Origin of the sequence: Arsukibacterium indicum (genome assembly GCF_019100565.1) — a bacterium.
Taxonomy (GTDB): Bacteria; Pseudomonadota; Gammaproteobacteria; order Enterobacterales; family Alteromonadaceae; genus Alishewanella; species Alishewanella indicum.
The window spans coordinates 173,257-194,317 of sequence record NZ_JAHRID010000004.1 but is presented as its reverse complement, the minus strand read 5'-3'; the positions used below and the strand labels follow the sequence as shown (position 1 = coordinate 194,317).

Annotated in this window: 21 protein-coding genes; 14 read left to right on the top strand and 7 right to left on the bottom strand. The window is 49.7% G+C overall.

Features of this window, described 5'->3' with window-relative positions:
* Positions 1-47 precede the first annotated feature (47 nt).
* The 4 genes from nhaD to KQY15_RS10650 form a co-directional block, all read right to left on the bottom strand.
* Positions 48-1,499, bottom strand: coding sequence for a sodium:proton antiporter NhaD (gene nhaD, locus KQY15_RS10665; protein WP_217669181.1), 1,452 nt, complete (start codon positions 1,497-1,499; stop codon positions 48-50).
* 80 nt (positions 1,500-1,579) lie between these two features.
* The gene (locus KQY15_RS10660) at positions 1,580-2,434 is read right to left on the bottom strand and encodes a universal stress protein (RefSeq protein ID WP_217669180.1); all 855 of its coding nucleotides are present in this window, start codon (positions 2,432-2,434) and stop codon (positions 1,580-1,582) included.
* 24 nt (positions 2,435-2,458) lie between these two features.
* On the bottom strand, positions 2,459-3,943 hold the full coding sequence (locus KQY15_RS10655) for a SulP family inorganic anion transporter (protein ID WP_217669179.1): 1,485 nt from the start codon (positions 3,941-3,943) through the stop codon (positions 2,459-2,461).
* A 249-nt stretch (positions 3,944-4,192) separates the two neighbouring features.
* On the bottom strand, positions 4,193-4,681 hold the full coding sequence (locus KQY15_RS10650; RefSeq protein WP_217669178.1) for a zinc ribbon-containing protein: 489 nt from the start codon (positions 4,679-4,681) through the stop codon (positions 4,193-4,195).
* 132 nt (positions 4,682-4,813) lie between these two features.
* On the opposite strand from KQY15_RS10650, the gene leuS reads away from it, so the two are divergent.
* The 13 genes from leuS to lipA all read left to right on the top strand — a co-directional run bounded on the left by leuS (position 4,814) and on the right by lipA (position 17,545).
* Complete coding sequence (leuS, locus tag KQY15_RS10645; protein ID WP_217669177.1) at positions 4,814-7,399, top strand: leucine--tRNA ligase; 2,586 nt, start codon at positions 4,814-4,816, stop codon at positions 7,397-7,399.
* Positions 7,400-7,409: 10 nt separating this feature from the next.
* Positions 7,410-7,874, top strand: coding sequence for an LPS-assembly lipoprotein LptE (locus KQY15_RS10640; RefSeq protein WP_254795637.1), 465 nt, complete (start codon positions 7,410-7,412; stop codon positions 7,872-7,874).
* Positions 7,874-8,917: a DNA polymerase III subunit delta gene (holA, locus tag KQY15_RS10635; protein WP_217669175.1), complete on the top strand. Its 1,044-nt coding sequence runs from the start codon at positions 7,874-7,876 to the stop codon at positions 8,915-8,917. The genes KQY15_RS10640 and holA overlap by 1 nt, the downstream gene beginning before the upstream one ends.
* A complete protein-coding gene (gene nadD / locus KQY15_RS10630) occupies positions 8,907-9,569 on the top strand; it encodes a nicotinate-nucleotide adenylyltransferase (protein WP_217669174.1) in 663 nt (220 codons plus the stop codon). Before holA ends, nadD begins: the two co-directional genes overlap by 11 nt.
* A gap of 54 nt (positions 9,570-9,623) precedes the next feature.
* A complete protein-coding gene (gene rsfS / locus KQY15_RS10625; RefSeq protein WP_217669173.1) occupies positions 9,624-9,944 on the top strand; it encodes a ribosome silencing factor in 321 nt (106 codons plus the stop codon).
* 6 nt (positions 9,945-9,950) lie between these two features.
* Positions 9,951-10,421 (top strand): 23S rRNA (pseudouridine(1915)-N(3))-methyltransferase RlmH, encoded by a 471-nt coding sequence (gene rlmH, locus KQY15_RS10620; protein ID WP_217669172.1) that lies wholly within the window; start codon positions 9,951-9,953, stop codon positions 10,419-10,421.
* Positions 10,422-10,423: 2 nt separating this feature from the next.
* Positions 10,424-12,286: a penicillin-binding protein 2 gene (gene mrdA / locus KQY15_RS10615; RefSeq protein ID WP_217669171.1), complete on the top strand. Its 1,863-nt coding sequence runs from the start codon at positions 10,424-10,426 to the stop codon at positions 12,284-12,286.
* A complete protein-coding gene (gene rodA, locus KQY15_RS10610; protein WP_217669170.1) occupies positions 12,279-13,400 on the top strand; it encodes a rod shape-determining protein RodA in 1,122 nt (373 codons plus the stop codon). The genes mrdA and rodA overlap by 8 nt, the downstream gene beginning before the upstream one ends.
* On the top strand, positions 13,393-14,205 hold the full coding sequence (locus tag KQY15_RS10605) for a septal ring lytic transglycosylase RlpA family protein (RefSeq protein ID WP_217669169.1): 813 nt from the start codon (positions 13,393-13,395) through the stop codon (positions 14,203-14,205). The genes rodA and KQY15_RS10605 overlap by 8 nt, the downstream gene beginning before the upstream one ends.
* 89 nt (positions 14,206-14,294) lie before the next feature.
* Positions 14,295-15,458, top strand: coding sequence for a serine hydrolase (locus tag KQY15_RS10600; RefSeq protein WP_217669168.1), 1,164 nt, complete (start codon positions 14,295-14,297; stop codon positions 15,456-15,458).
* Between the two features lie 119 nt (positions 15,459-15,577).
* The gene (gene ybeD / locus KQY15_RS10595; RefSeq protein WP_217669167.1) at positions 15,578-15,859 is read left to right on the top strand and encodes a DUF493 family protein YbeD; all 282 of its coding nucleotides are present in this window, start codon (positions 15,578-15,580) and stop codon (positions 15,857-15,859) included.
* Between the two features lie 134 nt (positions 15,860-15,993).
* Positions 15,994-16,578 (top strand): lipoyl(octanoyl) transferase LipB, encoded by a 585-nt coding sequence (lipB, locus tag KQY15_RS10590; RefSeq protein WP_254795657.1) that lies wholly within the window; start codon positions 15,994-15,996, stop codon positions 16,576-16,578.
* Position 16,579: 1 nt separating this feature from the next.
* Positions 16,580-17,545 carry a lipoyl synthase gene (gene lipA, locus KQY15_RS10585; protein ID WP_217669165.1) on the top strand — a complete coding sequence of 322 codons (966 nt, stop codon included), beginning with the start codon at positions 16,580-16,582 and terminating at the stop codon, positions 17,543-17,545.
* Positions 17,546-17,609: 64 nt separating this feature from the next.
* Here lipA and KQY15_RS10580 read toward each other — a convergent pair whose 3' ends face one another.
* Positions 17,610-18,368, bottom strand: coding sequence for a hypothetical protein (locus KQY15_RS10580; RefSeq protein WP_217669164.1), 759 nt, complete (start codon positions 18,366-18,368; stop codon positions 17,610-17,612).
* Between the two features lie 235 nt (positions 18,369-18,603).
* Between KQY15_RS10580 and KQY15_RS10575 the strand changes: the two genes are divergently transcribed.
* The gene (locus KQY15_RS10575; protein ID WP_217669163.1) at positions 18,604-18,963 is read left to right on the top strand and encodes a PilZ domain-containing protein; all 360 of its coding nucleotides are present in this window, start codon (positions 18,604-18,606) and stop codon (positions 18,961-18,963) included.
* A gap of 11 nt (positions 18,964-18,974) precedes the next feature.
* Here the strand turns inward: KQY15_RS10575 and KQY15_RS10570 are convergent, their stop codons facing one another.
* Complete coding sequence (locus tag KQY15_RS10570) at positions 18,975-20,177, bottom strand: hypothetical protein (RefSeq protein ID WP_217669162.1); 1,203 nt, start codon at positions 20,175-20,177, stop codon at positions 18,975-18,977.
* Positions 20,164-21,060, bottom strand: coding sequence for a lipoprotein NlpI (gene nlpI / locus KQY15_RS10565; protein ID WP_217669161.1), 897 nt, complete (start codon positions 21,058-21,060; stop codon positions 20,164-20,166). Before nlpI ends, KQY15_RS10570 begins: the two co-directional genes overlap by 14 nt.
* Between the last annotated feature and the right edge of the window lies 1 nt (position 21,061).

Genomic DNA, 21,061 nt, shown 5'->3' with positions numbered 1-21,061 from the left:
GCGGCTAAGCTTAGCAGCCCTGAGATAGCATGCAGATGTAAATCTCTTTAGCTGGCCATACCAAATTCAGCGAAACTGCCGGCATTTAACCATAAATGCACCGCAATACTGGCAATGTAGCCCAGGAAAATCACTGGCGTCCATTTCAGGTGGCCGGCAAAAGTATAATAACCTCGTGCCTGGCCCATTAGGGCCACACCAGCCGCCGAGCCAATAGAGAGCAAGCTACCGCCCACCCCGGCTGTCAGGGTGATCAATAACCAGTGACCATGTGACATCTCCGGCATCATGGTAAGCACTGCAAACATCACAGGAATATTATCAATTACCGCTGAAATAAGCCCCAGCGCAATATTGGCGTAGGTGGCATCCCATTGGGTGTACAGCACGTTCGACATTAGTTCCAGATAGCCCATAAAACCCAGGCCGCCGACACACATCACGACACCGTAAAAAAACAGTAAGGTATCCCACTCTGCCCGTGCTACCCGATTAAACACATCGAATGGCACAATCTGCCCCAATGATTTGATCCGCTCCTGATCGCCGGCCCGCTCAGCCATAGCGCGCTTGCGTGCCAGTGAACCGGGTAAAGTCACCCGCAAGAAAAACCCAAAAAACTGCAGATAACCTAAACCTGTCATCATGCCTAATACCGGTGGTAAGTGCAGTATAGAGTGAAAAGCAACGGCTGTAGCAATAGTTAACAGGAACAAACACAAAATCCTGATGGCACCGCGTTTTAATTCAACGTCCTCAAACACCGCCGAGGGTTTACGTTTTTCAACAAAGAAACTCATAATAATGGCGGGGATCAGGTAGTTAGCCACTGATGGTAAAAACAGGGCCAGAAACTCCATAAAGCGCAATACACCAGCTTGCCATACCATTAACGTGGTGATATCACCAAAGGGGCTGAAGGCACCACCCGCGTTGGCCGCGACCACAATATTAATGCAGCACAGGTTGATAAATTTCTTATCACCCTCAGCCACTTTCATCACAACAGCACACATTAACAAAGCAGTTGTCAGGTTGTCGGCAATAGGCGAGATGAAAAATGACAAAATACCAGTGATCCAAAACAACGACTGGTAGCTAAAGCCCTTTCGGATCATCCAGCTGCGTAACGCATCAAACACCCGCCGCTCTTCCAAGGCGTTGATATAGGTCATCGCGACTAACAAAAACAGCATCAGCTCAGCAAACTCGAGCAAAGTATGGCGGAACGCATCCTCGGTAACCGTTGGCATATCAGCCTGAATATAGCGCCAGCCAATCAGTGCCCAGATAATACCCGCCGCCACCAGTACCGGCTTTGATTTACGCAAATGAATTTTTTCTTCCAGCATTACCAATAGGTAGGCAATGATAAAAACAAATAAGGCGATATAACCCGTTGTCGAAGCAGTTAACACCAGAGGACCGCTGGCAGCAAATACAGCAGGTGAACACAGTAACGCGAGCAAACTACACAGAATGATGCTGAACTTAAACATGATTGGTTACTTCAGATTTAAACAACATTGATATTACGATAAAACAGACGACCCGGCAGGGAGCCGGGCTGCCTGTTTTATCAGCGAAGGATTAACAAAGAGCATTTCGCTTTGCTAATCATGGCAGTAGTAGTACTGCCCACAATAAACTGACGGATACGAGAGTGACCATAAGCCCCCATAACCATCAGATCGATATGATGCTCCTGCTGGTACTGATTTAACACTTCGTCCGGCTCGCCGCCAACAATAGCCACCCGGGTATCAAAACCGGCGTTGCGCAAAATAACGGCCGCAGTTTCCATTTGCTGCTGCGCAGCTTCAATATTGGCACCGGCCATTACCAGATGCACCGGTAAACCTTTGCCCAGCGGGCTGGCGGCCAGCATTTCAAGCCCTTTTAAAGCGGTTGCGCTGCCATCATAAGCCAACATTATCCGTTGCGGCTCTTTGTAACTTTGCTGGGTTAATAAAATAGGTTTATGTAAGCTGCGGATCACCCGCTCAACATGCAGCCCCAGATGGCCATGGGCATCAGCACTGCTAAAGCCCCGTTTGCCCAGCACCAGTAAGCGGGTTTCTTCTTCCAGTTCAACCAGGGTTTCAACCAGAGAGCCATGGCGCAACCGTTCATCAACGCCCGGTACGCCGGCTTGGCCGGCCCGGTTTTTGGCGGCATCCAGCATAACCCGGCCGCGCTCCATTGCCAGCTTACCGTGTTTTTCATCCAGCTCGGCTAACTGCTGCAGTAGCACTTCCTGTGACCCCAGGCCAATGCTGCCGCTTAAATCCGGGGTATGGGTATGCTGGGCTTTATCCAGCACATGAATAACGGCCATTGGCACCGATAAACGTTTTGCAGCCCAGACCGCATAATCACAAACCGCTTCGGCATAAGGCGAGGCGTCAATACACGCCATTACTTTTTTAGTCATTGTTGTTTCTCCTGTTGCCTTTAATCAATGGCCCATCAGCTTGGCTACCGCATCAGGCTGATTGTGAACAGCGAACTTATCAACCAGGGTGGCGCTGGCTTCATTTAAGCCAATCAGTTCTACGGCAGTGCCCTCACGGCGGAATTTCAGCACCACTTTATCCAGGGAACTCACTGCCGTAATATCCCAGAAGTGGGCCCGGCTTAAATCAATGCTGACTTTTTCTACCGCTTCTTTAAAATCAAAGCCAGCGATAAACTGCTCGGCAGAGGTAAAAAACACCTGACCGACAACCTGGTAATCACGCTGATGGCCATCGGAAGTGAGCTTTGAGCCAATATACAGAATCTGGCCCACCTTGTTGGCAAAAAACAGTGCGCTTAGTAACACGCCCACCAGTACACCGTATGCCAGGTTGTGGGTAGCGACCACCACGATGACCGTCATGATCATTACCACCGAAGAGCTTTTCGGGTTTTTGCGTAAATCTTTTACTGACGACCAGCTAAAGGTGCCGATAGATACCATAATCATAATGGCAACCAGCGCCGCCATTGGAATCAACCCCACCCACTTATCTAAAAACACTACCATTATCAGCAGTAAAATGCCGGCTAACAGCGTAGATAAGCGGGTGCGGCCACCGGATTTCACGTTAATAATTGACTGGCCAATCATCGCGCAGCCTGCCATACCGCCAATTAAACCTGAGCCTATATTCGCGACACCCTGGCCCACACATTCACGGTTTTTATCACTGCTGGTATCGGTTAAATCATCAACAATGGTCGCCGTCATCAGTGATTCCAGAATACCTACCACCGCCAGTGCCAGTGAATACGGGAAAATAATCTGCAGGGTTTCCAGCGTCAGAGGTACTTCCGGCCACAGGAATATCGGCAGACTATCCGGCAGTTCGCCGATATCGGCCACAGTGCGGATATCCAGGCCGAAATACAGCGACAGCGCAGTAAGTACGATGATACAAATTAATGGAGAGGGTATGGTTTTGGTCACATAGGGAAACAGATAAATAATCGCCAGCCCCAGCGCTGTCATACCGTATACCATGGTGGTACCGTAAGTGCCGCTGAGCTCGGGTAACTGTGCCATAAAAATCAGAATGGCCAGCGCATTAACAAAGCCGGTAACCACCGAGCGTGAGACAAAGCGCATTAAGTCGCCCAGCTTAAAAATACCGAACACAATCTGAATCACACCACAAAGCAAGGTGGCCGCCAGCAGGTATTCCAGACCATGGTTTTTTACCAGGGTGATCATCAGCAGCGCCATAGCACCGGTAGCAGCGGAGATCATCGCTGGCCGGGCCCCGGCAAAGGCAATAATTAAACAAATAGCAAAAGAGGCATATAAACCGACCTTAGGATCAACCCCGGCAATAATGGAGAAAGCAATCGCTTCCGGAATAAGGGCGAGCGCGACGACAATAGCAGACAGAACATCTCCTCTGATATTGGAGAACCAGTTCTGCTTGAGGGAATTAATCATTTACATGTCCAACAGGTTATTTGCTGAAATACAGCACAGCTGCTGCATTTCCTTTTTACTCAATGCTTTTTGGGCAGCATTTATTGCTAAACGCTTATTGCTCAATAATTGAACACTGTGAAAAAATAAGCGCGTATTATAGGGGTTTAAACGCGCTAAAACCAGTAAAAACAGCGACAAGATGGCTTGCAGAGTCATAACAGGTCAAAATCATTACTTTGTTATCACCGCCGCCTTTAACAGATTAGATCAGACAGGCAACCCTTCCCGGTAAAACTGAACCCCGCCACAATGGCTGCAGGCTAATAAGTCAGCTGGATGGGTGTAATCGATATGCTGATAACAGTTGCTGCACCGGTAACGGCCCATACCTACCATTTCGCCCTGATAGTAAACGCCCTGATGTTTAAAATCCTGAGTCAGCTCCTGCCACTCCAGCTGGGTTTTATCGGTGATATTGCTAAGCTCCTGCCACAACGCTTCAGGCCACAGCGATGGCGCAGTTTGTTCAGCAGGCGGGTTTTGCTCCGTGGTCTCGTCATACTCATGCCATTGCCGCTTTAATGTTTCAATAAACAGCCGGGTCTCGTATGCGCTAAGATCTTTACCGGCCTTAACATAAGCTTTTAAGGTATCGGAAAATTTAAGTAACGGGTTGTCCTGATTATCCGGATTTTGCTGCATGTCACGGTTAAATCCGGCCAGCCAGCGCTGATACTTTTTATAAAAATCACTCATATTGCCTCCTTGTTGGTTTTTCCAGTATAGACAACACGCTTGCTTATTGTTGTCAAAACCGTGCTGCGGTATGCTATAGCCACTTTTCCCGGCCATGCCGGCCCTGCCAGAACTTTATCGTGGATGATGTAAATGCAACAACAATATGACCCGCAGCAAATTGAAACCGCTTTGCAACAACAATGGGAAGCCGACAACGCCTTTAAGGTGACGGAAGATCCCAGCAAAGAAAAGTTTTATTGCCTGTCAATGTTCCCCTACCCAAGCGGACGTTTGCACATGGGTCATGTGCGTAACTATACCATTGGCGATGTGGTAAGCCGTTTTCAACGGATGCAGGGTAAAAATGTTATGCAGCCAATGGGCTGGGATGCGTTTGGTTTACCGGCAGAAAACGCGGCGATTAACCATAAAACCGCGCCAGCCAAATGGACTTACGAAAATATCGATTACATGAAAAACCAGCTGAAACGGCTGGGCTTTGGTTATGACTGGAGCCGCGAAGTCGCAACCTGCAAACCCGACTATTATCGCTGGGAGCAGTGGTTTTTTACCAAGCTGTATGAGAAAGGCCTGGTTTATAAAAAAATGGCAACCGTTAACTGGGACCCGGTTGATCAGTGTGTGCTGGCTAATGAACAGGTAATTGATGGCCGCGGCTGGCGCTCCGGTGCGGTGGTTGAGCAGCGTGAGCTGGCCCAGTGGTTTATTAAAATTACCGCCTATGCTGAGGAACTACTGGCTGATTTAGAGCAGCTGACAGAATGGCCTGAACAGGTACGAACCATGCAGAAAAACTGGATTGGCCGCTCTGAAGGCGTCAATATCCGGTTTGATATTGCCGGTAAAGACACTGAAGTTGAAGTGTACACCACCCGGCCGGATACGTTGTATGGTGTAACCTATCTGGCCGTGGCGGCGCAGCATCCGCTGGCCCGCGAAGCGGCGGCAACCAATCCCGAGCTGGCGGCGTTTATTGACGACTGCAAAGGTGGCAAGCTGGCTGAAGCCGAGCTGGCAACCATGGAGAAAAAAGGCTGTGCTACCGGCATTTTTGCGGTTCACCCGTTAACCGGTGAACAACTGCCGGTATGGGTAGCCAATTTTGTGCTGATGGATTACGGCTCTGGCGCTGTGATGGCTGTACCAGGCCACGACCAACGCGATTATGAATTTGCCAGCAAATATGGTTTGACCATTAAACAGGTTGTTGCCGCCAGCAGTGGCGACCCCGCTGATTTAAGCCAGGCGGCCTATACTGAAAAAGGCACCCTGATTAACTCGGCAGAATTTGATGGCCTGGAATTCAGCGAAGCCTTTAAAGCAATAGCTGCCAAGCTGGCCAGTATCGGTAAAGGCGAGGTGAAAGTGAATTACCGGCTGCGTGACTGGGGCGTATCACGTCAGCGCTACTGGGGTACCCCTATTCCGATGTTAAATCTGGCTGATGGCTCTGTGGTACCGGTGCCGGCAGATCAACTACCGGTGCGGTTACCGGAAGATGTCGTCATGGACGGTGTCACCTCACCGATTAAAGCAGATGCCAACTGGGCTAAAACCGAATACAACGGCGCGCCGGCATTTCATGAAACCGACACCTTTGATACCTTTATGGAGTCGAGCTGGTACTATGCCCGCTATTGCAGCCCGGATCATGACCAGGCGATGCTGGACCCGGCTAAAGCCAATTACTGGCTGCCGGTAGACCAGTATATTGGTGGTATTGAGCATGCCATTTTGCACCTGCTTTACGCCCGCTTCTTCCATAAATTGCTGCGTGATGTTGGCCTGGTACAGTGCGATGAACCTTTTAAACGCTTATTGTGTCAGGGCATGGTACTGGCTGAAACGTTCTATCGCGAAACTGAAAATGGCGGTAAACAATGGTTATCACCGCAGGATGTAACAGTAGAACGCGACGAAAAAGGCCGGATCATTCAGGCCGTACTGCAGACTGATGGCTTGCCGGTGCAATCTGCCGGTATGAGCAAGATGTCCAAGTCAAAAAACAATGGTATCGACCCGCAGCAGGTTATAAACCAGTACGGTGCCGATACAGTGCGTTTGTTTATGATGTTTACTGCCCCACCGGAGCAAACCCTGGAATGGTCAGACTCAGCCGTGGAAGGAGCACACCGTTTTATTAAACGGGTTTACACCCTGGTGCATGACGTGCAGGCTGCCGGCACGCCTGAGCCGTTGCAGCTGAGTGCTTTAAACAACGAGCAGAAAGCATTACGGCGCGAGCTGCATAAAACCATCTTTAAAGTCAGTGATGATATCGGCCGGCGCTATACCTTTAATACCGCTATTGCCGCCATTATGGAGCTGAGCAATAAACTGCAGCGGGCCAGCCTGGCCAGTGGGCAGGATAAGGCCGTTATGCATGAAGCCGTGCTGGCCATGTTACAGCTGCTAAACCCGATCACCCCGCATGTGGCACAGTATTTATGGCAGCAAATGGGCCAGAGTCAGGGTATTGAGCAAACGCCATGGCCGGTGGTTGACCAACAGGCGATGGTTGAAGACGAAAAACTGGTGGTGGTGCAAATAAATGGCAAAGTGCGGGCTAAGGTGACGGTAAGTGCCGACGCCACAGAGCAACAGGTGCTTGAAGAGGCTAAACAGGATGATAACGTCCAGCGCTATCTGGACGGCGTTACCGTTCGTAAAGTGATTTACGTGCCGGGTAAACTGCTGAACCTGGTGGTTGGCTAAGATGCTGAAAATGGCGATAGCAGCAGTGCTGACGCTGACGCTGAGCAGCTGCGGTTTTCATTTGCGGGGCAACCTGCCACTTAGCCAGTTCCCGGCTGTTTATGTGCAAAGCGAAGCACACTCTGAATTGGCTAAGCTGCTAAACGCGCGGTTACAACAGAACAGCGTTCGCTTACTCGGTAGCATGCAGACAGACGCTCCGACCATTCAACTGCTCAGTGACACACTGGAGCGCCGGACCCTGTCGTTGTTTCCCAGCGGTCAGGTTGCCGAGTACGAACTGATCTATAAAGTCAGTTACAATTTAATTATGCCAGGCGCTGAGCCGGCTTTTAATCAGTTTGAACTGTACCGTGATTATCAGGACGACCCGAATCAGGCTCTGGCAAAAGCGCGCGAGCTGGACTTATTGCTCAGTGAGTTGCGCCAGCAGGCCGCGAATCGGATCATCCGGCAGCTGGCCCGGTTAGGCTGATGCAAAAGCTGTACGCTAACCAGCTGGTTACCCAGCTTCAGCAAGGGTTAGCGGCATGCTATCTGGTTTTTGGTGACGAGCCGCTACAAAAGCTCGAAGCCATTGATGCCATACGCCAGGCAGCAAAAACCCAGGGCTTTGCCGAACGGCTGAGCTTTACCGTAGATAACCAGTTTGACTGGAGCCAGTTGCATAACGAACTGGGTGCCATGTCACTGTTTGCTGACAAACGGCTGATAGAGCTGGAACTGGGGCAGAAGCTGCCAGCCAATGCCAGTGAACAACTAAAACAGTTAGCTAATACGCTGTCACCCGACATCGTGCTGGTGTTGCATGGCCAGCGCAGTTTTGCTGAGGTCAGTAAGCTGGCGTGGTTTAAACAACTGCAACAGCATGCAATACAGGTAGCCATTTATCCGCTGGACGATCGTCAGGCCTACCAGTGGCTGCAACAACGCGCCCGCCAGCTGAACTTACAACTTACGGCCGATGCCTTTAACCTGTTGCAACACCACAGCGCCGGCAACCTGCTCGCTGCCCGGCAGGAACTGGAGAAACTGGCCCTGACCCATCCTGAACAACGGATCGATGCCGATATGCTGGCAGACTTTTTAGCTGATCACTCCAGCTTTACTGTATTTCAGCTAGGTGATGCCATTCTGGCAGGCGAAAGCCAGCAGGCATTACACCGGCTTCAGCGCTTATTAGAGCAGGATCTGGAGCCGGCAATAATCATCTGGCAACTGCAGCGGGATTTACAACAGTTGCAGCAGCTGCAACATGACCAGTTACAGGGTATTGCGCTTAGCCAGACCTATAAACAACTGGCTATCTGGCCCAAACGCCAGCCGCTGTATCAGCAGGCACTACAGCGTTTATCGTTAAGTTACCTGAATTATTTATTGCAGGAACTGGCCGCATTTGACCGGTTGTATAAAGCGGGCCAACTGGCCGATGTTACCACGGCGCTTGGCCATCTGGTTTGCTTATTTATCAAACCGGTACCTCGTGCCTTTAGTTTACAACAACATCATGACGACTAACCAAACGAAATCAGCTGCTGTTATTGGCATTTTAGGCGGTACTTTCGACCCTGTTCATCAGGGCCATCTGGCCTGTGGCCGCTATGTCATTGAGCATTGTGGCTTAGATCAATTGCAATTAATGCCCTGTCATTTGCCGCCTCATCGGGCAAGCCCCGGTGTCAGTGCCAGACAACGGGCAACTATGGTTGAACTGGCCATTGCTGATGAACCTGACATGCAATTACAACCACTGGAACTAAACCGCGACAGCCCCTCATACACTGCTGACAGCCTGGCAATGTTAAAGCAACAGATGCCCACCGCTACGCTGGCTTTTGTCATTGGTATGGACTCACTATGTTATTTTAAGCAATGGTACAACTGGCAACACATCCTGCAGCTGGGCCACCTGATTGTCTGTCAGCGCCCGGGCTACAGTAATCAGAATGGCGATGCGCCTGCACTGCTGGCAGAGTTTGGTGCTACAACAGCCGCATTGCGGCAATCTGATCATGGCTGTATTGTCGAGCTGGATAATCCTGAATTTGCCATCAGTGCCACAGCGATTCGGGCCGCACTTGCCCGTAAGCAGCAAAATATCCCTGAAGTTTCTTTGCAAGTACTGAACTATATTCAGCAACATCAACTCTACCAGAGCGAAGCGCTATAACAGTGGCAAAACTGTGTTAAAATAGCCGCTTTTAGTCAGCATTGAGGAAAATAGGTGCAAACGAACGAACTGGTTGCCTTTGTCACAGACAAAATTGATGATTTGAAAGGCCGGGATATCGTCACTTTAGATGTCCGGGGCAAATCAAGCGTAACTGAATTTATGGTGATCTGCTCAGGTACATCGACCCGTCATGCCAAATCTGTTGCCGGCTACCTGGCTGCAGCGTGCAAAAAAGCCGGTGTTCAGCCACTGGGTATTGAGGGCGAAAGCAGCGGTGAGTGGGTATTGCTCGATTTAGATTCTGTTGTTGTCCATGTGATGCTGGAAGAAACACGCGACTTTTATCAGCTGGAAAAACTCTGGAGTGCCTGAGCCGGTATGAAGCTAAGCCTGATCGCCGTTGGCACAAAGATGCCTGACTGGGTGCAAACCGGTTTTAACGAGTACGCCAGACGTTTTGGCCGCGATATGCCGTTGGAGCTGATAGAGATCCCGGCCGGCAAACGCGGCAAAAATGCCGACATAAAGCGGATCCTGGAGCTTGAAGGCGAAAAAATGCTGGCGGCTGTCAGCAAAGGCAGCCGGATTGTTACCCTGGAAGTGACCGGTGACAACTGGAGTAGCCCGCAACTGGCGCAGCGGCTGGAACAGTGGCAGCAGGATGGCCGTGATGTTGCACTATTAGTGGGTGGGCCGGAAGGCCTGTCACCGGCCTGCATTGCTGCCAGTGAAGCCAAGTGGTCATTGTCCGCGCTTACCCTGCCCCATCCTATGGTGCGGGTGGTCCTGGCAGAAGCACTCTACCGGGCCTGGAGTATCAGTACTAACCATCCTTATCACCGCGAGTAGTTATGCTTAAAAAACGCGTTGCTATGCAGGACATTGCCGCCGAAACCCGTCTGTTTAACAGCAGAGCGGCGATAGCGATGCTGATAGTTTGCTGCTTGTTCAGCGTGATTTTAGTTAATATGTATAACCTGCAGGTGCGCTCTTATCAGGATTATCAAATCCGCTCTGAAGGTAACCGGATAAAAGTATTACCGCTGGCACCTAACCGCGGTTTAATTAGCGATCGCAATGGTATTTTACTGGCAGAAAACCGGCCGGTGTTTTCCCTGGAACTGGTACCTGAACAAATTGATGATATCGACGCCACCCTCGCCCGCCTCGCGGCACTGATTGAAATATCTGAAGAGCAGCAACAGGATTTTCTGCAACAAGTCAGGCAGCAACGAAGGTTTAATTCTATTGCGCTAAAAGAGCGGTTAGACGAACAGGAAGTGGCCATTATTTCCGTTAACCTGCACCGTTTCCCTGGTGTAACAGTAGAAGCCAGACTTAGCCGTCATTATCCTTTCGGTGATTTATTTACCCATGCCCTGGGCTACATTGGTAAAATTAATACCAACGATCTGCAACGCCTTGAAGAGCAAGGTGTGCTGGCAAACTACGCTGCCAGCCGGGAAATAGGTAAGCTGGGGCTGGAACGGTACTACGAGGAACAACTGCACGGCACCATGGGCTTTCAGGAAGTAGAAGTGAATAACCGCGGCAGGATTATCCGGGTATTGCGCTCTGTACCTGCCCGCTCTGGCAAAAATATTCGCTTAAGCCTGGATGTTGGCCTGCAACTTACTGCTCAGCAAACACTTAACGAAAATCGCGGTGCTATTGTTGCGATGGATCCACGCGATGGTGCCGTGCTGGCATTTTACTCTAACCCCAGTTACGACCCGAATTTGTTTGTGCACGGCATAAGTAGCACCGCCTACAACGCACTGCTCCATTCACCCGACCGGCCGCTGATAAACCGCGCTACGCAAGGCATTTACCCGCCGGCGTCAACGATTAAGCCCCACCTGGCGCTATTAGCGCTGGAAACCGATACCGTGCAACCGGATACCAAAATTTGGGATCCGGGCTTCTTTACTCTGCCAAATAGTGATCACCGGTTTCGTGACTGGAAAAGGGGCGGCCATGGTTGGGTTGATGTATACAGCGCGGTGGCCCAAAGCTGCGATATTTACTTTTATGACCTTGGCATAAAACTGGGTATCGACCGGATTTCCGATTACATGCGCCAGTTTGGGTTTGGTGAGCGCACTGGTATCGACATTCATGAGGAAGCCAGCGCCAATATGCCGTCGCGCGGCTGGAAGCGGGCCCGCTTTAACCAACCCTGGTATCCGGGTGATACGGTGCCGCTAAGCATCGGCCAGAGCTTCTGGACAGCAACACCATTGCAACTGGCAGTATCTACCGCGGTCATTGTGAACAAGGGGATGATGCCTACACCGCATATGGCCGCGGAACTTCATTCAGCAGACAGCAATGAGTTAGTCGACCCGGGCCTGCGGCCTGGTGTGAATGTGATTGATGAACGAAACTGGGACATTATTGCCGATACCATGGTAAGAACGGTGGTCACAGGTACGGCCCGCAACGCATTTAGCAATACCACCTACACCTCAGGCGGTAAAACCGGTACCGCTCAGATTGTCGCCATTGCTCAGGATGCCAAATATGATGCCGATGCGCTGGACGAGCGGCTGCGTGACAACGCCATGTTTATTGGCTATGCGCCGGCAGTAAACCCTACCGTGGTGTTTGCGGTAGCGGTTGAGAATACCGGTGGTGGCAGCAGTGTCGGCGCACCTGTTGGCCGGCAGTTTTTGGATTACTACTTTTCTGCCGGAGTCAATAGCAATGAATAGCACTATGGTTGACCCGGCACAGCGCAGTGGCAAATTTGCCGCCTTTCATATTGACCTGCCATTGCTGCTTGGCCTGCTGGCATTGCTGACGTTTGGACTGGTAATTTTATACAGTGCTACCGGCCAGAGTGAAGCGATGATGAAAGCGCAGGTCATCCGGCTGGGTGTTGCGTTAGCCGTTATGGTTGGGGTCGCCCAACTTGACCCGCAAACCATCAGACGTTGGGCTATTGCCTTGTTTAGCGTTGGCCTGCTGATGCTGGTTGCCGTATTATTGTTTGGCTATGTTGGCAAAGGTGCCCAGCGCTGGCTTGATTTAGGCTTTATGAAGTTTCAACCTTCAGAAATTATGAAACTGGCTGTACCAATGGCGGTTGCCTGGTTTATTGCGTCTCATAATTTACCGCCGCGTTTATGGCATTTATTTATTGGCTTTATGATGTGTGCTATTCCAACTCTGCTGATTGCTAAGCAACCCGATTTGGGCACGTCGCTGTTAATTGCCATGTCAGGTGTGTTTGTATTGTTTATGGCTGGCATGAGTTGGCGGCTGATAAGTTTTATTGCCGTGCTGGTATCAGCGTTTGCCCCGGTAATGTGGTATTTTTTAATGCACGATTATCAGCGACAACGGGTGCTGACTTTTCTGAACCCGGAAACCGATCCGCTGGGTTCGGGTTATCATATTATTCAATCGAAAATTGCCATAGGTTCCGGCGGGGTTAACGGCAAAGGCTGGTTACAGGGCACCCAATCACAGCTGGAGTTTTTACCAGAGCGCCACACCGACTTTATTTTCTCGGTTTTAAGTGAAGAGTTTGGCCTGATTGGTGTCATTTTTCTGTTGGCTATTTATTTGTTTATCATTGGCCGTGGTTTAATTATTGCCAGTAAGGCGCAGGATAATTTCAGTAAACTGGTCGCAGCCAGTTTCACCCTGACTTTTTTTGTTTATGTGTTCGTCAATATCGGGATGGTTTCCGGGCTATTACCGGTAGTAGGCGTGCCGCTGCCTCTGGTCAGTTATGGCGGCACTTCGATGGTAACCCTGATGGCTGCATTTGGGGTGTTGATGTCGGTTAGTACTCATAAGCGGATGTTAGCAAATGTTTAGACTTTATTGTTTTACAACACTAGCAACCATGCTGTTGCTACTGACAGCTTGCAGTTCAGCACCAACACAGGTATCGCCCAATGCCGGCCGTTATCAGCAACAGCAGGACAGTAAACCGGCGCGGCTACCTACCTTACTGGAAATGACAGATCCGGCGCCGAAGGCTGAACCACTTAGCCGGGGCGGCAACCGGCCGTATCAGGTTTTTGGCCAGCACTATACGCCGATAGCGGATGCTACCGTATTTACCGAAACTGGCATTGCTTCCTGGTATGGCAGTAAATTTCACGGCCATCTGACCTCCAATGGCGAAACATACAATATGTTTGCCATGACCGCGGCCCACAAAACCCTGCCGCTGCCATCTTATGTTAAAGTAACCAACCTGGATAATGGTCAGAGTGCTATTGTCCGGGTAAATGACCGTGGGCCTTTTCACCGCGATCGGATAATTGATTTATCTTATTCTGCAGCCAGTAAAATAGGGATGTTGCAGCGGGGTACAGCCAGAGTTCAGTTAGAACTAATAAAATCTCCGGCCATGCTGGCGCAGGATTTAGTGAATACTAAACAACAATGTTATATTCAGATTTTTGCCAGTACCGATAACGATAAACTTAACCAGTTAAGTACTGAAGTTACTAAAAAACTTGCAGTACCCACCCAAATTCAGGCGGCAGATGGAATTTTCCGGCTGCTGGTGGGTCCGAGTAAAGACAAACGGCAAGCCCGTGACTGGTTGGCGAAATTAAAAGCTAACCAATACCCTGGCGCCTATTTTTTCGATAGCACCGTATGCAGTTAAACAAAGGATGCAGTTAAATAAAAAATGCAGTTAACAGTATGCAGTGACATTTTACTTTCACCATTTCAAATAATAAAAGAACGGGTCTCATGAATAGTTACAGACGCATCGTTACCTCCGGCCTTGTTGCCATCAGTAGTTTTTGTTTTGCCAGTTTCACCCAGGCTCAGGTTGTGATCCCTCAGGCTCCCACTGTTGCCGCTAAAGGCCACATCTTAATCGACTTTGATACCGGCAAGGTGTTGTCTGAAGAAAACGCCGATATGTCATTGTCGCCAGCCAGTCTGACCAAAATGATGACCAGCTATGTTATTGGTACTGAGTTGAAGAACGGCAATATTAGCCTGGATGATAAAGTTACCATCAGCGAAAAGGCCTGGGCAAAGAATTTCCCGGGCTCGTCCCTGATGTTTATCGAAGTGGGCACTCAGGTATCAGTGGCTGATTTAAACAAAGGCATTATCATTCAGTCCGGTAATGATGCCTGTGTGGCAATGGCCGAGCACATTGCCGGTAGCGAGAGCGCCTTTGTCGATTTAATGAATGCCCATGCCCAGCGCCTTGGTATGGACAATACCCGCTTTGGTAATAGCCATGGCTTGCCGGTAGCCGAGCAATATACTACCCCCAGGGATATGGCTAAGTTGTCAGTGGCCATGATCAGAGATGTGCCGGAAGAATATGCCATTTATGCCGAAAAAGAGTTCACCTACAATAATATCCGGCAGTACAATCGTAATTCACTGTTATGGGACCGCAGTCTGGATGTTGACGGTATTAAAACCGGCCACACCAGCGAAGCAGGCTATAGCCTGATCACCTCTGCCACCCGCGATGGCATGCGCCTGGTATCAGTGGTGATGGGGGCCGAGAGTGAGCGGGCCCGCGCCAACGAAAACAAAAAACTATTGAGCTATGGTTTCAGGTTTTTTGAAACCTTTTCACCCTACCAGAGCGGTGAAGAGTTTGCCGAGCAACGTGTCTGGCAGGGCGACAAAGAACAAATTAAACTGGGCCTGCTGCAAAGCACCCCAATCACCATTGCCCGCGGGCAGCGACGCAACCTGAAAGCAGAAGTCAGCTTGAATGAGGAACTGATCGCCCCCATAAACAAAGGCCAGGTTGTTGGTACCATCTACCTGAAACTGGAAGGTGAAGATATTGCAGAGTATCCGCTGGTTGCCCTGGAAGAAGTTGGCCGTGGTGGCTTTTTCAGCCGGATGATTGATTACGTAAAAATGCAGTTTAACTAAACCGCGTGCTGCCTGTCAGACAAGTCCCGGCACCTGCCGGGATTTTTTGTTACAATAACGGGCAGATATTCGGCACTAAACAGTAGCAGTAAAACAACAGCGACAATGAGAGTATAAGTATGGCGAACGAAGTAAAAGACACCAAATTTGATCAGTACCTGGAGTTTCCGTGCCAGTTTAACTTTAAAGTGCTGGGCCTGGCTGAACCTGAACTGGTTGATGAAGTGATGAGCGTTATTTGTCGCCATACCGACGCGACAGATTACAGCCCTAGCGTTAAACCAAGCGCCAAAGGCAACTATCATTCAGTATCGGTAAAAGTAACGGTAACCAGTAAGGATCATATTGAACTGCTGTATACAGAGCTTGGCAAAATTGAACGTGTTCGCTACGTACTTTAATTTGCTGAACTCGCATTAGCGGCACAAATCGCTATAATGCAGCCAGTTTTAGAGCGGAGAAAGCCGTGACTCTCAGCCAGCAACTTGTTATCCGTGATTTAGGCAGCCAGGACTATACCCAGGTATGGCAGGCTATGCAACGCTTTACTGATGAGCGGGATGAACACACAGCCGACGAGCTATGGTTGCTGGAACACCCTGCGGTGTTTACCCAGGGCCAGGCAGGTAAGGCAGAACACCTGCTATTACCGGGCGATATACCGGTGGTAAAAGTGGACCGTGGCGGTCAGGTAACGTATCACGGCCCCGGTCAGCTGGTGGTGTATGTGCTTCTGGATATTAAACGCCGCAAACTGGGTGTGCGCGAACTGGTTAGTTTACTGGAGCAGGCGTTAATTGACCTGCTTGCACAACATGGCACAACGGCTAATGCCAGACCCGATGCGCCAGGCGTTTATATCGACGGTAAGAAAGTTGCTTCGCTGGGTTTAAGGGTTCGCAAAGGCTGTACCTTCCATGGTCTGGCGTTAAATGTCGATATGGATCTGAGCCCTTTTAACCGGATAAACCCCTGTGGTTACGCCGGAATGCAGATGATCCAGAGCAAAGATTATGGTGGCCCCCTGACAATAGGCCAGGCGAAAACCGAGATAAGTAACATTTTTCAGCGGCTTCTGGCCGTATCAGAACTGAGTTTTAAAACAGGGTTAGAGTGGTAAAATGACGAAAACAGCGCGTATGGAACCCGGTGTTAAATTACGTGACGCTGACAAAATGGCATTAATTCCGGTTAAGGTACTACCAACCGAACCTGATGAAATGCTGCGTAAGCCGTCGTGGTTAAAAATTAAATTACCAAAAACTACCGAGCGGATCGATCAGATTAAAGGGGCTATGCGTAAACATGGCCTGCATTCGGTGTGCGAAGAAGCCGCCTGCCCTAACCTGCCGGAATGTTTTAATCACGGCACCGCAACCTTTATGATCCTTGGTGCTATTTGTACCCGGCGTTGTCCGTTTTGTGATGTTGCCCACGGCCGGCCATTGCCACCCAGCGCTGAAGAACCGGAAAAGCTGGCGTTAACCATTCGTGATATGAAATTGAAGTACGTTGTCATTACCTCAGTTGACCGCGACGACTTACGCGACGGCGGTGCCCAGCATTTTGCTGACTGTATTACTGCGATTCGCAAATACAGCCCGGAGATTAAAATTGAAGTGCTGGTACCGGATTTCCGGGGCCGGATGGATGTGGCACTGGAAATTCTGAGCAAAAGCCCACCGGATGTATTTAACCACAATCTGGAAACCGCACCGCGGCTTTATAAACTGGCGCGGCCGGGTGCCGATTACAAATGGTCACTGACTTTATTAAAACGTTTTAAAGAAGCGCATCCACAGGTGTCTACCAAATCCGGCTTAATGGTTGGCCTGGGTGAAACTACCGAAGAGCTGCTGCAGGTCTTGCAAGACTTACGCGATCATGATGTCGATATGCTGACCGTAGGCCAGTATTTGCAACCGAGCAAGCACCACCTGCCGGTAAAACGCTATATGCCGCCAGCCGAATTTGATGAAATAAAACACTTTGCCAATAGCATCGGCTTTAAACACGCCGCCTGCGGCCCCTTTGTGCGCTCGTCATATCATGCCGATCGCCAGGCGGCTGGTGAAGAAGTTAGCTGACTGCTGTATTTTAATATAAAAAAGGCTGCAATATTGCAGCCTTTTTACTTATAAAATCAGATACTTAATTTTTCGCTTTGAAACGGCGCATTAATAGCAATAAGCCACCTGCAAATAATGCTATACCAGCAGGCTCAGGAACTGCTGTTGCCGCAAGTTCAAAGTTATAGGTTATCGCAGGGCCACTGCCAATTTGCAGGGTAAGGTTATCACCAAATGCAAGGTAGTCTGTGGTTGCGCCACTGCCTGCCCCCATGCTTACCGCAGAGATATAGGCACCGTCAGAATACAAACTTTGCCAGTCAGTCAATGTCCGGTTGTATATCTCTGTTACCCCAACCCCAGACACCCACTGATAAAAATTATCAGTGAAGGCTGTCTGATACCAGGTATCTTTGCTGATATTGCCGTAAACGTCATTGTAAGCACCTTCCCAGATCAGTTCACTGCGCTGACTACCATCCCAAATATGCAAACGAAGCGCCGGAGTATAGTCCGGGTGATAATTGTTGCTACTGGCTGAAGAAATTGCCCACTCAAAACTGAAATCCAGCAGCTCATCCAGTAAGCCAATATTACTTAACGGGTCGAATGGATTACCCAGGCCAAAAAAGCGGGTTCTGTCGCCTTGCAACTGCACTGAGCCATTACCGCTGCGTGGCGCAGTATCAGTGATTGCGCTGTTGGCATCACCAGCCCACATGACATTGTCCGGGGTAACTTCCATTATTGTTGCTTGCGCTGAAAACGCAGCGCTGGCTATCAGAATTAATCCTACGGTTTTAGTCTGCTTTTTGATTGATTCTTTTATTTGCTTTAGCATGTTAAGTCCTTACTTTTTTATCATCACTAATGTGTTAGCAAAATAGGGACCAACTTTAATAAACATTAATATATGTTATTTACCAATAACTTAATAAGATGATGCTCTTTTAGGTTAGAGAATTTATTTCTATTGTAAAAATAACTGACAATTTTTCACTGCGGTGACATCGATGATTCGCTGCTATTTACCGTTAAAGCAGCTACACTAGCATCAACTATTGTATGGGGGTTCTATGGAACAGCGACGGTTTAGCCGGGTCAATTTTCAGGGTAAAGCTCATTTAGAAACCACCGACTACAGCTACCCTACTGATGTGCTTGATTTATCCTTAAAAGGTGCCTTAGTTAGCCTACCAGCAAGCTGGAGCCCTGCCACGCATGGACCACTGACATTACGGGTGCATTTAAGCGACTACCCGCTGGATTTCAGTATGCAGGTCAGCATTGCCCATCAGCATGATGATATGCTTGGACTGCACTGTGTCAAAATTGATCTGGAAAGTGCTGGCCACTTAAAACGGCTAATTGAGCTTAATCTGGGCGACAACCAGCTTTTAAGCCGGGAGTTGTCAGAATTGTCAGCCAACGAGTAGCTTAAACATTGTTAAAGGTATTGCAGCGCATTGACCGCATCATGATAACCATAATCTGCGGCAAGCTGCATCAGCGTTTGCCATTGCTGCCAGGCCTGCTGCTGTCGGGCCAGATAAGCAAAATAGTACTGCACTGGCATTATAGTTTCAGGCCTGGCCAAAGCACGAACCATTAGCTGTTGGTACAACTCAGGCATTGCTGTCTGGTATAGCTCCATCGGATTGACCCTGGCCACAACCCGGTACGCTTGCCGTCCCGCGGCCTGACAGGTTGTTACCGCATTAAGTTTCAGTTTACCTGTCGTGTTTGCTGGCAACCAGTGCCGGTGCCAGGCGGCTATTGTTTCTGCGCTGTTATCAAATATCAAATTAGCGACAAAAGTACCGGGGCGGCACAAAGTTTCAGCAGCCTGTTTGCTTAGCGGGTACTCATCAATAAAACCCAGCACATGCATAAACTCATGCTGCAGCAACGCCAGGCTGGCAGTATCGGGTAGTTGCACAATCCCGTTGTTGTAGCTGGCCAGCCCCTCGCCGGCAATAATTAACAACTGACTAAAGGCTCCGCCAAGTACTTCGTCGGTTAACGAGGCGTAATTGCAGTTTATCCGCAGTGCCGGCTGCTCTGAACAGTTCAGTTCAATGGCATTTACCGTAATCAGATTATTAAAACACACCGGCAGCTGACTCAGAAACGTATCGGCCGACCAGGCGGCCCGTAAATGCTGCCAGCGTACTATCCCTGCCTGCTGGCTGGCAACAGGTTGAATTGTCAGGTTACAGCCTGCAGCCGCCTGATAGCCGCTATTGGTAACAACTGAAGTTGCTGGTTGCCATAAACCCAGAGCAGCGCGTTGGCTGCTAGTGACAAGCGACGGCTCAATCTGGTTATTATCTGTGGCTTGTTGCAGCCACTTGGCCGTAGCTAACCGGCCATCCAGTCGCTGCTGCAGCTGCAGGGCATGATCGAGTGCTTCAGCATCGCCCAGCGTTGCTGCCTGGCGGAACCAGCGTAAGGCGTCAGACAGTTCATTATTTGCCAGGCGCTGCCGGGCGAGCTGCAACGCAGCGGTTGATTCTGTGTCAGCACGTTGCATAAGTTGTTGCTGACCTTCTTGCGAAGTTTGCGGCGTGCAGCCCAACAGCAATAATGCAAAAAAGCCAGCAAGCTGGCTTTTTACCGGCAAAACATCTTTAAGCCTAATGAAACTCATCCGTCTCTCCGGCTAATGTTTCACCTCTTAGCCTGGCGATCTCCAGCCTGGCATAGCGGTGTTCAACAAATTCATAGACATTTGTTGCCAGAACTTTTTTATAATAATTAATAGCCTTTTCAGGTCTTTGCTTGGCTTCATGCCACTTAGCCAGGTAAAAATAAACCTCACATAAACGCTCAGCTAACAGCCGCTGACTGCTTAAACCATCAAGTACAGAGTTAAGCAGTTGCTGTTCAGATATATCACCATGATAAAACCGTGGGATATTGGTGGCCCAGTCATCTGCATCCAGGGTGGCAAGATTGGCGGATAACCGGCTATTAGCGTCAGCTTCCGATATATCCGACTCTGCCAGATATAACCAGACTACCCGGTAAGGATCGGCTGGTCGCAATTCCAGAAACCTGACAAAATCCGGCACCGCTAAGTCAGCCCGGCCAGCATAATACAAGGCGATGCCGCGGTTAAGGTAGGCGTACTCGTAATCAGGGGCAAGTTCCAACGCAGAATCGAAAGCTTCATATGCCTGATCAAAACTGCCATTGAGCGTGTAGTGAATACCAACAAAATTGTAGGCATCGGCCATATCAGGTTTTAAGCGAAGTGCCCGCATAAAATCAAGCCGGGCCAGCGAACGTAAGCCTGCACTGTCGTACATCACTCCGCGATCGTAATATAAACGCGCTGACTGCTCTTCAGTCAACTCAGCACGTTGTAGAATTTCTGTTAAGCGGGCAATGGCCAGCTCAGTACGATAAGGTACCGCCAGCGGCTCTGGCGTTAGCCAGGCCGCAGACGATGACGGTTGGCTGGAAGCACAACCGTTTAAGGTCAGCAGCGCCAGTAACAGCGCTACTATACCTGTTTTAACGCTAACCATT